This window comes from Dyadobacter sp. OTU695, assembly GCF_038440355.1.
Classification (GTDB): Bacteria; Bacteroidota; Bacteroidia; order Cytophagales; family Spirosomataceae; genus Dyadobacter.
This window is the reverse complement of sequence record NZ_JASATN010000003.1, coordinates 296,487-310,343: the sequence shown is the minus strand read 5'-3', so window position 1 is coordinate 310,343 and position 13,857 is coordinate 296,487. Positions and strand designations below refer to the sequence as shown.

The window sequence follows — 13,857 nt, the reverse complement described above, 5'->3', positions numbered from 1 at the left end:
ATTGCGATTTAGAGTGATTACCGACCGGAGATTTGTGTGTTACTGGATATTATGGGCAAGTTTTGCACTGGCGTTGCCCGGTTATGCACAAAGAGACTCCATTGAACTTGATCCCGTTACGGTAAGAGCATTTGTACCGGAAAAATTCATGAGCGGCCTCAAAATCCAGCGCATCGATTCCGCCTCGCTTGCTCAGGTACGGTTTCAAAATATCGGCGACGTTTTATCCGCTTACACGCCAGTTGCATTTAAAAACTACGGGCCCGGCCAGCTGAGTACGGCATCCTTCCGCGGCACCTCCGCAAACCATACGGCAGTTCTTTGGAACGGACTCAATATCAATGCCCCTACCCTCGGGCAGACAGATTTTTCGACGATCCCCGTGGCTGGTTTTGATCAGCTTTCGGTACAGTACGGCTCAGCGGCAAGTATTGTCGGTTCCGATGCCGTGGGTGGTAGTATTTTGCTGGGCAGCCGCGCATCTGAAAAGCCATTTCATGTGTCTGTTGGCAGGCAACAGGATACGTTTAACAATCCCCAGACTCAAACCGACGTCCGGTATGCCTGGCCGGTGAACAGCCAATGGGCATTTTCGGGCAAAACGGCGCTTTACGATGGCAGAATGAACAACGAATACCCAAAACCGGTCCGGAATACCTATACGCTTCTGCCTACCGAAACTTTTCAAAAAGGCATTGTGCAGGACCTGTTTTTACATTCACGGAGCGACGAGGAAATCTCTGCACATGTCTGGCTTACCGACAACAAACTAACGCTCACCCCTGACGATGAGCAAGGCCGCGAAATGACCCGAACCACGGCATACCGCACCATGGTCCGCTATCAGGTTCGGACGCTCACGCTCCGCACAGCCTGGGTACGCGACATCATCGATTATGCCAAAGGCGACCTCGCCCGTCCCGACCATTCGGTAACTGATAAGTTTTCTTCAAGAATCGAAAAGGACTTTACATTAAATCTTGGAAGCAATGTTAATCCTGTTTCGGTCAAAACCGGGGGAGAATGGACGCATTACCGCTCGCGTGTGCCCGGGTACGCACAGTCGCCCGCGACCGAGAATCGCACTGATTTTTTCTTGCTGACCCGCTGGCAACCGGCGGATCGGGTGACGGCATCCGTTAATCTCAGGCAAGGGCTCGTTACCGGCTTCAATCCGCCATTCACGCCATCCATTGGTTTGGAATACCGTTTAATTCAAAAAACACTTTACAACCTTTTGCTGAAAGGCTCTTATGGCCGGAGTTACCGTGTTCCTACTTTGAACGAACGTTACTGGAAGGACCTTGGGAATCCTGAGATCCGTCCCGAAACAGGCTGGAACAAAGAGCTTGCCCTCGAACAGACATTCAAAGCGGCATTTGGCGGCACACTGCGTACCTCAGCGACTTTTTATCACAACCGCATCAAAGACTGGACTTACTGGAACCCTTCCAGAAACTACCGCGTGGAAAACCTGCAACAGGTGCTGGCGAGGGGAATCGAATTGCAGTTAAATTATCACCGCCAAAGTGGCTCCTGGCAAACCGGACTGGATGCCGGTTACGCATTCAATAGAAGCGGCCAGGAAAAAGCCTATGATAATTATTCGCAGGATATCGTGGGTAAGCAGCTGGTATTTGTACCGGAGCATTCAGCCAATGCCAATGCATTCGTCCAATTCAAAGCCATGAGGGTTACAGGCCAGTTGCAGGCGGCTGGCAAGCGCTATACAACTTTCGACAATTCACAGTTCCTCGATGGATATGGCCTGGTGAACCTGCTTGCTGCGACGACCTTTACGCTCGACAAATTCAGGTTGGTTTTACAGGGGCAGGTACGTAATGTCACCGACACGTTTTATTTAAATGTCAGAAATAATGCGATGCCGGGAAGAAGTTTTGCATTAAGTTTAACCTTTAGTTACGATTCTCAATAAATCAATGAAAATGAAAAAACAGTTAGCCAGTTCATTAGCAATAGCCTTTTCAACCCTTGCGGTATGGTCCTGTAACCAAAGCGACCCAGCTCCGAAGGGCGATTATGTGAGTGGTGTTTTTGTAATGAATGAGGGTAATTTCTCCCAGAACAACGGTGCGATTTCCTATTTCGCACGGGAAAACACCACTGCTACCGCCGACATTTTTGCCATAGCAAATGGAACGGCGTTGAAGGGCGGCGTGCAGGATTACGCGGCCTCCGAAGAACAAGGCATTATCCTCGTCGATAACTCAGCGGCGGGCCAGGATAAGGTGCAGTTCGTAGAGCGCTACACTTTCAAAGATGAAGGTTCGATCGGCGCACCGGATATCGAGAATCCCCGCGAAGTAGTGATCGTCGGCAGAAAGGCATATGTTTCGTGCTGGGGAACCGACGTTGCCAAGTATTCGACCGGCTACATTGCGGTTATCGACCTTACTACCAAAAAGGTTACTAAAAAGATTAATGTGGCCGACGGACCAGAAAACCTGGTCTACGCTAATGGCAAACTTTACGTTGGAACTACCCAATGGGGTGCCGGAAGCAAGCTGGCGATTATCAATACGACTTCCGATGAATCTACATCTCCGATTGCCACATCAGGCAGTGCCAACCCCGTGGGCATCGATGCTAACGGGAAATTATGGGTAAATACCGGCGATAAGATGCTGCGCATTAATACCGAAACCAATGCAACCGAAGCAACGCTGGCTATCGCTACCGGCGGTAGTAAAACACCAGGTAATTTTACATTCAGCAATGACCTGAAGTCAATTTTCTTCGTGCTTTCGTGGTACGATGATGCTTTTAAAGAGCATGGCGCCACCTATAAGTTCTCCATTTCCGATACGCAGATCGCCATGGTAACGCCTCTTATCCCGCGTCCATTCGTCGGTCTTGCGGTCGATCCGTCGCAGGGATTGCTTTACGCAGGCGTGAGCCCATCGTACACGCAGGCAGGCTACGCAGTGCGCTACCGCGCAGATGGGAGCGTGGTGGATTCGATCAAGGTAGGCATCGCGCCGACAGGCTTCTTCTTCCAATGACATAAAAAAAGTCTCCCGCTTGGGAGACTTTCATTTTTTTAACCGCCAGCCCTATTTAAAAAATCCTTGCGGATCGGGCAACTTGGCTTTTAGAAGTTCTACGAAGTCGAGATTCAGCTGGTTGAAATCCAGCGTTCGCCCCTTGTGCAAATGATCCCACGACTTGTCGAGCTCGTTGAGATTATAATGCAGTAATGCCAGATTGTATTGGCCGAGCGCGTAGGTAGAATCAATGGAAACCGCACGTTTCAGCAATTCAGCCGCCTCATCCAACTCCTCTTTGCGGCTGGTAATCGCGTACAGTTTGAGTTCAACCGTCGATAAATCCACCAGCAGCGGTACATTGTCTCCTTGCAGGCTTACGCCCTTGCTCAGCATTCTTTTGGCGTCCACCCAGTTTTCGCGCTGGTACGATACAACTCCAAGCCCCCAGTAAGCCTCCACATTCTTGTCGTTCAACAATTGGGCGAGATTGAAGCGGTAGCAGGCTGTGTCCAGAGAACCTTCCTGCAAATATTCCCAGGCGCGGGTCGCGAAAAAGCTGCTGGCCTCTGCACGGCTGGAAAACGATTTGTCGCATTCACTCAGGAATTTGATCTCTTCATCAATCTGCTCCGATGTCTTACTCACTTCCCCGAAGAGCGGGATAATGCGCCTCTCTTTTAAATCAAGGGGCTTTTTGGGGGCAACGTTGGTATCTGTGCTTGGACCCGCGCTTGCCAGATGCGTGTTTTGAGCAAAGCTCATTACAGGTATCAAAAAGGCAAGCCAAATTACAACAGACTCTTTCATAATTGACTTTAATAGAAGAACAGGTTTCTATTGTCCAAGTTAAACGGTTTTATTGGAATAGTATTGCATTACCTTCGTTTACTTCTTCCGGCTGCTCCTCTGCGCCCCTTACTGGTATTCCCCGAAGTTTTCCTTGCCACCGGATAGTTGTGTTTTTTCTCATGAAATGCCCCTTTGAACGTCGGATCGTCCTTCCGCCGCTGGTTATCGATCTCGCGGAGCATATCCTGCCGCTCCTGGAAGGGTGTTTCGGCAATGTAAACTTCCTCCGGGAACTCCGCTCTCGGAATTTCCGTGCGGATCATCGCTTCAATTTTACGGATATGGTATTCGTCGGCAATGGTCATGAAAGTGATCGCATTGCCTACCATATTGGCACGGCCGGTCCGTCCGATCCGGTGTACGTAGTCTTCATAGATCAGTGGCACATCGAAATTGATCACATGGCTCACTTCCGTAATATCGATGCCCCGCGCTACCACATCTGTCGCGACCATTACCCTGATACTCCCTTCCCTGAACGCCTCCATTGCATTGATGCGGGTATTCTGGCCCTTATTGGCATGTATTACGCGGAGTTCCGCCTCTGGGACTACGCTGTTCAGGAGATTTTGATGCACGAGCCCGGCCACCTCGCGGCTGCGTGTAAATACGAGCACGCGTGTAAAGGTTTCCTTGTCCTCCAATAGGTAGGAAAGCAAATTGACCTTCGTGCGGAAGTTGGGAACCTCATAAAGCACCTGCGTAACCATCTCGGCGGCAGTAGCTTGCGGAGTTACCTCTATTCGGGTAGGAAATTCAAGGAATTCGTGAGAAAGGTTTTCTACTTTACCTGAAAATGTGGCCGAGAACAGCATATTCTGCCTTTTGCTGGGGATCACCTCCAACAGCTTGCGGATTTGCGGCATAAAGCCCATATCCATCATTTTATCGGCCTCGTCGAGCACCATTACATTCAGGTGCTTCACCACGATCTCTTCCTGGAAATACAAATCCATAAAGCGCCCGGGTGTGGCTACAATAATATCGACCCCTTTTCGAAGCTCTTCAATCTGGGTTTTCGGCCCCACACCGCCGTAGAGAACAACCGTGCGGATATCAGTATACTTCGAAAGTTGCGTGATAGCCTCGGAGATCTGCATCGCCAGCTCCCGGGTCGGGGCCATAATCAGTGCCCGGGGATGCTGTCCCTGAGCGTATTTGATACGCATTAATAAGGGTAATGTATAAGCGGCGGTCTTGCCGGTACCTGTCTGGGCGATGCCAAGAACGTCCTGCCCTGCCAGGGCAATGGGTATCGCCTGCTCCTGAATGGGTGTCGGTTCGGTGTAACCCGCTTCTTCAATCGCGTTGAGCAATTGACGGTTGAGCTTGAATTGTTCGAATGAGTTTTGCGTAGTCTGCATTCGGCAAAGTTACGAAAACTAAAACGGTAGCCGGTTATCAGCCCTTCACAACGTCGTCGACCAGGTTAGGCGAGCCAATGTAAATGGGCGATCGCTGATGGAAAGATTCCGGTGCAATGTCGAGAATGCTGCCAAAGCCGTCGCTCGCTTTCCCGCCCGATTTTTCGGCAATGAATGCCAGCGGATAGCATTCATAAAGCAGCCGCAGCTTGCCTTTCGGGTCTTTTTTGGTGGATGGATAAAGGTAAATGCCCCCTTTGAGCATGTTCCTGTGAAAATCGCCGACGAGCGAGCCGATGTACCGCGCGCTGAAATTTCTCGTTTTGCATTGCGCAATATATTGCTGCACAAACTTCGGATAGCTGTGGTAATGCCCTTCATTCACAGAGTAAATCTTTCCTTCCGCAGGTGTACCTATGTTTTTATGGGACAAAATAAATTCACCGAGCGAATGATCGAAAGTAAAGCCATTAACGCCGTCGCCGGTGGAGTATACCAGCATCGTCGATGAGCCATATAATATGTACCCCGCCGCGACCTGCTTGCGCCCACCTTGCAGGAAGTCCTCGATCGAAGCCGGGCCGTTGATAGGTGTTACCCTTCTGTAAATCGAAAATATCGATCCGATCGAAACATTCACATCGATATTGGAAGAACCATCCAACGGATCCATCGCTACCACGTATTTGCCGTGGTTGTTGCCGGTATGGATAATGTCTTCCTCTTCTTCGGAAAGGATTGCGCATACCTCCCCTCCGTTTTTCAATGCGCGGATAAAGCGGACATTAGCGACGATATCGAGTTTTTGCTGGTCTTCACCCTGCACATTCTCCGTCCCGTTCCCTCCCGCAATGTCGATCAGACCGGCGCGGTTGATTTCCCGGTTGATGATCTTTCCCGCGAGCGCAATGTCGCGCAGCAATTGCGACAACTCGCCCGTCGCATACGGGAACGCGCTTTGGCTGTGCATGATAAACCGGTCGAGGGTTACACCCACCGGCACCACCAGGTCCTGTACTGTTTTCGTCGCCATAGTCAATTGAATTACAATGAGATTGGAGGGAAATTTACACCCGTATTTTTCCTATTTCAAACAGTTTTAACTAATAAATTTTTTTAAAAATGAATATAATTTTATCTCCATTAATTCATTGATTAATCCTAAGGGTGAGCCATTTACGTGGTCGTCGCGTTGCACTTTTTAAATGTCCGCGAGACATTAATCGGTATTCTTGCATAATAAAAAAGCACAAGGCGCTAATGCCCTGTGCTTCATAAAAGAGTTGTATTCTATGGCGCTTATTTGAGCCTTGCCAGCGCCTCGGTCAACGTAGCGATCTTCGCTTCGGCATCGGCTTGCTTGGCCCGTTCTTTTTCGACGATATCGCCTTTCGCATTCGCAACGAAACGTTCATTGGAGAGCTTTTTCATCACCGAGTCGAGGAAGCCTTTGGTATATTCCAATTCACGCAAAAGATTCTCGCGTTCCGCTTCCACATCCAGTTCATCGGCCAGGTTCACAAAGAACTCATCCGACTTCACGCGGAAAGAAGTTCCTTCCGCTTCTCCCGCCACGTAGCTGATGCCCTCTACATTCGCCAGCTTTTCGATTAGCGGGGTTAATGCATTGTAACGTTCAGTCGATTCGGTGCGGATCGCCAGCGGCAATGCGGTTTTGGGGCTGATACCTTTTGCATTGCGCAGGTTACGGATCGAGGAAACGAGTTCGAACAACACGTCGAAATCATTCAGCAAAGCCTGGTCAAACTCGGCCGCCTGCGGGAAATGCGCAATACAGACCGAATCGTTTTCACGACGCTCGATGATGTTCTGCCAGATTTCCTCAGAAATGAAAGGCATGAACGGATGCAGCAGGCGCATTAACCGGTCGAAGAAGTCCAGCGTCGAATCGTAAGTCGAAAGATCGATCGGCTGCTCGAAGCCCGGCTTGATCATTTCCAGGTACTGAGCACAGAAATCGTCCCAGATCAGTTTGTAAACCGAATTCAATGCATCCGAAATACGGAATTTGGAGAAATGATCCTGCACTTCGGCCAGCGTCTGATTCAACTTGCTTTCAAACCATTGTACCGCCAGTTTCGAGCCTTCCGGAACAGGAATCTCACTATCCACCGTCCAGCCTTTTACCAAACGGAATGCATTCCAGATTTTATTACCAAAGTTCCGCCCCTGCTCGATCAGCTTCTCGTCATAAGGCAAATCGTTGCCCGCCTGCGAGCTGAAAAGCATTCCGGTACGAATGCTATCCGCACCATATTTATCGATCAGATCGATCGGATCGGGCGAGTTACCCAGCGATTTCGACATTTTGCGGCCCTGTTTGTCTCGAACAATACCCGTCAGGTACACATTCTTGAACGGATACTGGCCGCGGTACTCGTAACCCGCGATGATCATCCTCGCTACCCAGAAAAAAAGGATCTCGGGCGCTGTGACGAGGTCATTCGTCGGGTAGTAATAGTTTACATCCGCATTATCAGGCTCTTTGATACCATTGAAAACCGAAATCGGCCATAACCACGACGAGAACCAGGTATCTACCACATCCGGGTCCTGGGTAAGGTCTTCTTCGGTTAATGCAAAAAGCTGGTATTCGTGCTGGGCCTTGCGCAATGCCTCGCGCTTCGACTTTGCAACAATAATGGTACCGTCGTTCAGGTAGTATGCGGGAATGCGGTGGCCCCACCAGAGCTGGCGGCTGATATTCCAGTCGCGCACATTCTCCATCCAGTGGCGGTAAGTATTCTTGAATTTCGAAGGGATCAACTGAACGGTATCGTTCATGACATTCTCGAATGCCGGCTTGCTGATCTTCTCCATTTTCAAAAACCATTGCTCCGAAAGACGCGGCTCGATCACCGAATCCGTCCGTTCCGAATGGCCCACATTCGAGCGGTATTCCTCGACTTTCTCCAGGTTACCCGACTCTTCGAGCATTTTGATGATTTTTTTACGAGCGACAAATCGCTCTTCGCCAACGAGTATCTGCGCCTTTTCATTTAATGTACCGTCCTCGTTCAAAAGATCGATGATCGGCAGGTTATGGCGTTTTCCAAGCTCGTAGTCATTGGTATCGTGGGCAGGCGTCACTTTCAGGCAGCCCGTTCCAAACTCCATTTCCACATAGTCATCCGCGATAATTGGAATAGCCCGGTTAATCAAAGGAATCAACACCTTTTTACCAATCAAATGCTGGTAACGCTCATCCGCCGGATTTACACAAATCGCCACATCCGCCATAATCGTCTCCGGCCGTGTAGTAGCAATCACAACCCCTTCCTCCATACTCCCTCCTCCATTCTCCCCTTCCAAAGGATACCGGAGATAAACCAGCTTCTGATTCACCTCCTTCATGATCACCTCCTCGTCGGACACGGTCGTACGTGCCTGCGGGTCCCAGTTCACCATCCGGTGACCGCGGTAGATATCACCCTTATTATAGAGGTCAATAAAAACGTCGATCACCGAATCGTACAAATCCGGCTCCATCGTGAAGCGCGTACGGTCCCAGTCGCAGGAAGCGCCGAGTTTGCGGAGCTGTTTCAGGATAATGCCGCCGTATTTGTGCGTCCATTCCCAGCAATATTCGATGAATTCGTCGCGGGTAATGTCGCGCTTGCTAATGCCGCGCTCTTTGAGCATCGCCACCACTTTGGCCTCGGTAGCAATGGATGCATGGTCGGTGCCGGGTACCCAGCAGGCTTCCTTACCTTCCATACGCGCCTTGCGCACAAGAATATCCTGAATGGTATTATTGAGCATATGCCCCATGTGCAGCACGCCGGTGACGTTCGGCGGAGGGATCACAATGGTGTAAGGTTCTTTGTCCGGATTGGGTTTCGACTGAAAGAACTTGTTCTCGATCCAGTAGGAGTACCATTTATCCTCTATCTCCTGAGGGGCATAAGTTTTGGAAATCATTGCGTGTTCAGAAATTTACCGTAACTGTCGGTTGGTCATCTTAAAAAGACGGCAAGTTAGCGGTTACGGGCGATATTTCTAAACTAATTGCTCCTCTTTGCGGACCGGCAGCCAGATCGTAAATGTGCTTCCTTCACCCGGTTTGCTATGCAGGCGAACGGTACCTTCGTGCGCCTCCACCATCTTTTTAACATAACTCAGCCCAAGCCCGAAGCCCTTCACATCATGCACATTGCCGGTTGGTACGCGGTAGAAAGTGTCGAAAACGCGCTGCTGCTGGTCGCGGCTCATGCCGATGCCCTTGTCGGTAATGGACACCGCTATGCCGGCGTTCTCGTTTCTGGTATTAATGACTAAATGGAGCTTTTCCGGCGAATATTTGATGGCATTGTCGATCAGGTTATTTAAAATATTGGAGATATGCACCTCATCCACCGCCACCACATCTTCTTCCGCATCAAAGTTGAGATCGACCTCGCCTTCCTTCTGCTCGATCTGCACGCTTTGGCCGTTTAAAGCCGCACCAATCAGGTCGTGAATATTGGCGTTGGTTATTTTAAGCTTCACATGCCCCTTATCGAGCAGCGCCATTTGCAGAACCTTCTCGACATGCGTCCCGAGCCGCTTGTTTTCCTCCCGGATAATGCCCAGGTAGCGGTCCAGCCGCGCGCCTTTCGGGTGGTCCATTAATGAGGCCGAATTCTCATGGGCCATTTCCGCCGCCAAGGCGATGGTGGAAATAGGCGTTTTGAACTCGTGGGTCATGTTATTGATAAAATCATTCTTGATATCGGAAAGCTTTTTCTGACGGAGAATCGTCGTAACGGCCATATAGAAACAGGCCATGATCACGATGATCAGAATGCCGGAGCCACCAAACATCACGCCCATATTGCTTAGAATGTAACGTTGCTGATCTGGGAAGAACACATACAATGCACTCTGTGCACCCAGCGTCTCACTCGGGAACAGCGCCGCTTTATACGACCGTTCTTCCCATTCGCCCGGACGCATGCTCACGGTCGAGAATATCAGGCTGTCGGTTGACCGACCACGCATAGCGCCCTGTACAGCAAATTCATAAGGCAATGTCACCCCGTTCTGCACCAGTTGTTTTTTTAACAAAGTATCCAGCAAAAAGCGGTTCACACGCTGCTCGATGGGTCGTTTGGTATAAATAAAATCCTTCATTACCTCTTTCAGCAATTCGGCGCGGTCGGGTTCCGAAGAGCTGAGGATTGCCCGCGCTTTCTGCTTGCTGCTTTTGCCATTCTCCGGCAATGCGACTTTCCTGTTCGCAATGCTTTGGGCAACCGAATCCTTTTTCGTCCAGTCGCTGCCTTTCCGCCGAATATCGGGATTGGCCATGCCACGCATTGCATTCCCAAGACGGCGCTCGTCATCCATCCTGCGGCGTATAAATTCATCGATACCGGCCATGCCATATTGCTGGGCCTGGAAAAACTCTTCCATAATACGCTGCTGATGGTCCACCATCACCCTGAAATTCGGGCTGAGTACATCGGTAGGCACGGCTTCGGTAATGATCTGATAGTGGATTTCCTCGCCGTTCGGGCCGATGGCGATCTCCATCCGCGGCTGCATTCGGGGCGCTGCTTCCTGGACAGGTGTTTTCGCTCTCTGCGGAACCGTCTGTTTGATAGGCATTTCGCGCAGTTGCGCTATGCGGTCGAGCTTGCTTTTCCGTTGTTCGGTTTCGATGCGCCGTTGCAGCAAATACATCATTTCCTGCTTTTCCAGCCGGTGTACCACTTGCTGCACCGATTCTGAAACCTTTTGATTGAACTGGTCATTCTTGATCGCAATCGCCTCCCTGATCCAGTACCATTGAAAACCGATCAGGCCGATCAGGGCCAGGCACATCAGCCCTACTATGATTTGTATTTTCCTTTTGGTCATAATTTCCGCTTCCCATGTGCAACGCGGGCAGTGCATTTCCCGACATTTTGACAAGAACAAATTTAACGCTTCGCGCCCGGCCAAAGGTGTTTTTAACATTATTTAACAACGCCCCAAGCAACATAGCCATGGTTTTGCAATTCATTCAGACTCAAAACAAAAACACTTATGAAAACTGTATCTATTCAAAAACTGACATGGTCGCTGCTGCTCATAGTGGCACCGGCACTGCTATCCGTTGCGCAGGCGCAATCCGACAAAAAACCTAAAAAGGACGATGACGACAAAAAGACGAGCATCCGGATCAGGGTAACCGAGGACGACAACGGCAAAGTCCGCGACATCGAGAAGAGCTACAAGGTGGGCGCACTGAGCGATGACGAAAGGCAAAAGTTTATCGACGAGGTGCTCGACTCCCTGAATGTGGACAAGAAACGCAAGCAGACCATTTCGATCACTGTCGACGACGGAGCCGACGGTGTGATCGCAGCCAAAAAGCGTAAAAAAGTGATCGTCGATCACCGTGATCCGCGCGAGCCGATGGTATTTCACTGGGATGGCGATTTCAAACACGACCTTGATTGGGATTCGGATAAATTCAACGAAAACATGAAATCGATCCAGAAGAATTTCGATAAGAACTTCCATCCCAAAGCGAAGATGATGATGCGCGATATGGAGGATTTCGGGAAGAATTTTGGCAAAAGTTTCGATTATGCATGGGATAACCACGAAAATGGAAAGTCGGCCAGCATTCGTTCTTTAAATGCCTATACCAATAATCCCGCAGACGATGTCCTTAACCTCCGTTTCAGCGTACCGCAAAAAGGAAACGTGACAGTAACGGTAACCGATACCAAAGGCAAAGAAGTAGGTAAAAAAGAGATCCACGAGTTCGAAGGTGACTATGTAGGCCAGATCGAACTTAAGAAAAATACAAAAGGAACGCTGTTCGTAACGGTGGTTCAAAATGAGGATGGAGCGGTGAAAAGGGTGGTCATACCCTGATAGGGGCCACTTTTACGATAGCGAATCCCCTTTGTCAGCAATGACGGAGGGGATTTTTCTTGTAAAAATTATGCAACAATTTCGCTAACATATAGTAAGAGTTGTAATTTTGCCGCAAATTCACCATTCTACCTCGACATCAATTTTTGAAGCAACTATGCTGAATCTTATACTGTTTGGCCCTCCGGGAGCGGGAAAAGGTACCCAAAGTGAAAAAATAATTGCAAAGTACAATTTGATCCACCTTTCGACAGGAGATCTGCTGCGCTCGGAAATTCAGGCCGGAACAGAGCTGGGACTAAAAGCTAAGACTTTAATGGACCAGGGGATTCTGGTACCTGATGAAGTGGTGATCGGGATGATCGACAACAAGCTGAAAGAGCACCGTAGCGCGGCTGGCTTTATTTTTGATGGTTTCCCAAGAACTGTGAAGCAAGCCGAGGCGCTCGACAATTTGCTTGCCAGCTATAATGAGGGCATCTCGGTAATGGTGGCATTGTCGGTCGACGACGACGAACTGCTGGCACGCCTTTTGAACCGCGGCAAAACGTCAGGCCGTCCCGACGACCAAAACGAAGAACTGATCGCAAAGCGCATTCAGGAATACAACAGCAAAACAAAACCCGTTGCCGACTACTACCAGGAACAAGGTAAGTTTGTTGCGATCAACGGAATAGGCGAAATCGATCATATTTTCGGAGAAATCTCCGAAGCGATCGAAGCAGCCTGATCTCTCTTATTTTCACTATACTCACATGGCCTCCTCTAATTTCATTGACTACGTAAAAATTAATGCGCGCTCCGGTAACGGCGGTGCCGGTTCCCTGCATTTCAGGCGTGAAAAACACGTCGAAAAAGGCGGTCCGGACGGCGGTGACGGCGGGCGCGGAGGCCACGTGATCCTGAAAGGCAATTCCCAGCTCTGGACATTGCTGCATTTGAAATATACCAAGCACGTAAAGGCATTCGACGGCAAAGGCGGCGAAGGCGGCAGGCGCACAGGGGCGATCGGAAAGGACATTATCCTTGAAGTTCCGCTGGGCACGATCGCCAAAAATTCCGAAACCGGCGAACAACTCTTCGAAATTACCGAGGACGGGCAGGAAATGATCCTCCTCCGCGGCGGCCGCGGTGGAATGGGTAACGACCATTTCAAATCCGCCACCAACCAGACCCCACAATACGCGCAGCCAGGAGAGCCCGGTAAGGAAGACTGGTTTATTCTTGAACTGAAGGTATTGGCAGATGTAGGTCTGGTAGGCTTTCCGAATGCCGGAAAATCCACATTACTCTCGGTAGTCTCCGCAGCCAAGCCGGAGATCGCCGATTATCCCTTCACCACCCTGGTGCCCAACCTGGGCGTAGTTCCCTACCGCGATTATAAATCATTCGTAATGGCCGACATTCCGGGTATTATCGAGGGTGCTTCCCAGGGCAAAGGACTTGGCTTACGATTCTTAAGGCACATCGAACGCAACTCCATCCTTCTTTTCATTGTACCTGCCACCAGTGAGGACATTCAGGCCGAATACGAGACGCTGGTGCAAGAGCTACGACTATATAATCCCCAGCTGCTTGATAAAAATCGCGTCCTTGCTATCTCTAAAATGGACGTTCTCTCTGATGAAGAGCGGGTTACATTACAACAAAATCTACCTAACGGCATCCCAACGCTTTTAATTTCTGCAATAACCCAAGAAGGGATTGAACAATTAAAAGATAAAATATGGGAACTGATCAATTCGCCGTTTCCCGTACAATAATAA

At 49.8% G+C, this 13,857-nt stretch carries 10 protein-coding genes; 5 read left to right on the top strand and 5 right to left on the bottom strand.

Annotation, left to right across the window (positions count from 1 at the left end; all coding sequences use genetic code 11):
- Window position 1 precedes the first annotated feature (1 nt).
- On the top strand, window positions 2-1,936 hold the full coding sequence (locus AAHB90_RS09390; RefSeq protein WP_342084675.1) for a TonB-dependent receptor plug domain-containing protein: 1,935 nt from the start codon (window positions 2-4) through the stop codon (window positions 1,934-1,936).
- A gap of 10 nt (window positions 1,937-1,946) precedes the next feature.
- Entirely contained in the window at window positions 1,947-3,023 is a 1,077-nt protein-coding gene (locus AAHB90_RS09385) for a DUF5074 domain-containing protein (RefSeq protein ID WP_342084674.1), read from the top strand.
- A gap of 51 nt (window positions 3,024-3,074) precedes the next feature.
- Here AAHB90_RS09385 and AAHB90_RS09380 read toward each other — a convergent pair whose 3' ends face one another.
- The 5 genes from AAHB90_RS09380 to AAHB90_RS09360 all read right to left on the bottom strand — a co-directional run bounded on the left by AAHB90_RS09380 (window position 3,075) and on the right by AAHB90_RS09360 (window position 11,083).
- Window positions 3,075-3,815 (bottom strand): tetratricopeptide repeat protein, encoded by a 741-nt coding sequence (locus AAHB90_RS09380; protein WP_342084673.1) that lies wholly within the window; start codon window positions 3,813-3,815, stop codon window positions 3,075-3,077.
- 68 nt (window positions 3,816-3,883) lie between these two features.
- Window positions 3,884-5,221: a DEAD/DEAH box helicase gene (locus AAHB90_RS09375; RefSeq protein ID WP_342084672.1), complete on the bottom strand. Its 1,338-nt coding sequence runs from the start codon at window positions 5,219-5,221 to the stop codon at window positions 3,884-3,886.
- Window positions 5,222-5,258: 37 nt separating this feature from the next.
- On the bottom strand, window positions 5,259-6,254 hold the full coding sequence (gene fbp / locus AAHB90_RS09370) for a class 1 fructose-bisphosphatase (protein WP_342084671.1): 996 nt from the start codon (window positions 6,252-6,254) through the stop codon (window positions 5,259-5,261).
- Between the two features lie 266 nt (window positions 6,255-6,520).
- Complete coding sequence (locus AAHB90_RS09365; RefSeq protein ID WP_342084670.1) at window positions 6,521-9,163, bottom strand: valine--tRNA ligase; 2,643 nt, start codon at window positions 9,161-9,163, stop codon at window positions 6,521-6,523.
- 78 nt (window positions 9,164-9,241) lie between these two features.
- The gene (locus tag AAHB90_RS09360) at window positions 9,242-11,083 is read right to left on the bottom strand and encodes a sensor histidine kinase (protein ID WP_342084669.1); all 1,842 of its coding nucleotides are present in this window, start codon (window positions 11,081-11,083) and stop codon (window positions 9,242-9,244) included.
- 168 nt (window positions 11,084-11,251) lie between these two features.
- Here AAHB90_RS09360 and AAHB90_RS09355 point away from each other — a divergent pair, with 168 nt between their 5' ends.
- From AAHB90_RS09355 to obgE, 3 genes are all read left to right on the top strand, one after another.
- Window positions 11,252-12,091, top strand: a complete 840-nt coding sequence (locus tag AAHB90_RS09355; RefSeq protein ID WP_342084668.1) for a T9SS type A sorting domain-containing protein — start codon at window positions 11,252-11,254, stop codon at window positions 12,089-12,091.
- Window positions 12,092-12,248: 157 nt separating this feature from the next.
- On the top strand, window positions 12,249-12,821 hold the full coding sequence (locus AAHB90_RS09350) for an adenylate kinase (RefSeq protein WP_342084667.1): 573 nt from the start codon (window positions 12,249-12,251) through the stop codon (window positions 12,819-12,821).
- A gap of 25 nt (window positions 12,822-12,846) precedes the next feature.
- Window positions 12,847-13,854, top strand: a complete 1,008-nt coding sequence (gene obgE, locus AAHB90_RS09345; RefSeq protein ID WP_342084666.1) for a GTPase ObgE — start codon at window positions 12,847-12,849, stop codon at window positions 13,852-13,854.
- Window positions 13,855-13,857: the final 3 nt, after the last annotated feature.

What these genes read in the sequence shown, in the direction of transcription:
- AAHB90_RS09365 (WP_342084670.1), bottom strand. Translation starts at nt 9,163, where the DNA reads ATGATTTCCAAAACTTATGCCCCTCAGGAGATAGAGGATAAATGGTAC.
- AAHB90_RS09355 (WP_342084668.1), top strand. Translation starts at nt 11,252, where the DNA reads ATGAAAACTGTATCTATTCAAAAACTGACATGGTCGCTGCTGCTCATA.
- obgE (WP_342084666.1), top strand. Translation starts at nt 12,847, where the DNA reads ATGGCCTCCTCTAATTTCATTGACTACGTAAAAATTAATGCGCGCTCC.
- AAHB90_RS09385 (WP_342084674.1), top strand. Translation starts at nt 1,947, where the DNA reads ATGAAAAAACAGTTAGCCAGTTCATTAGCAATAGCCTTTTCAACCCTT.
- AAHB90_RS09380 (WP_342084673.1), bottom strand. Translation starts at nt 3,815, where the DNA reads ATGAAAGAGTCTGTTGTAATTTGGCTTGCCTTTTTGATACCTGTAATG.
- AAHB90_RS09350 (WP_342084667.1), top strand. Translation starts at nt 12,249, where the DNA reads ATGCTGAATCTTATACTGTTTGGCCCTCCGGGAGCGGGAAAAGGTACC.
- AAHB90_RS09360 (WP_342084669.1), bottom strand. Translation starts at nt 11,083, where the DNA reads ATGACCAAAAGGAAAATACAAATCATAGTAGGGCTGATGTGCCTGGCC.
- fbp (WP_342084671.1), bottom strand. Translation starts at nt 6,254, where the DNA reads ATGGCGACGAAAACAGTACAGGACCTGGTGGTGCCGGTGGGTGTAACC.
- AAHB90_RS09375 (WP_342084672.1), bottom strand. Translation starts at nt 5,221, where the DNA reads ATGCAGACTACGCAAAACTCATTCGAACAATTCAAGCTCAACCGTCAA.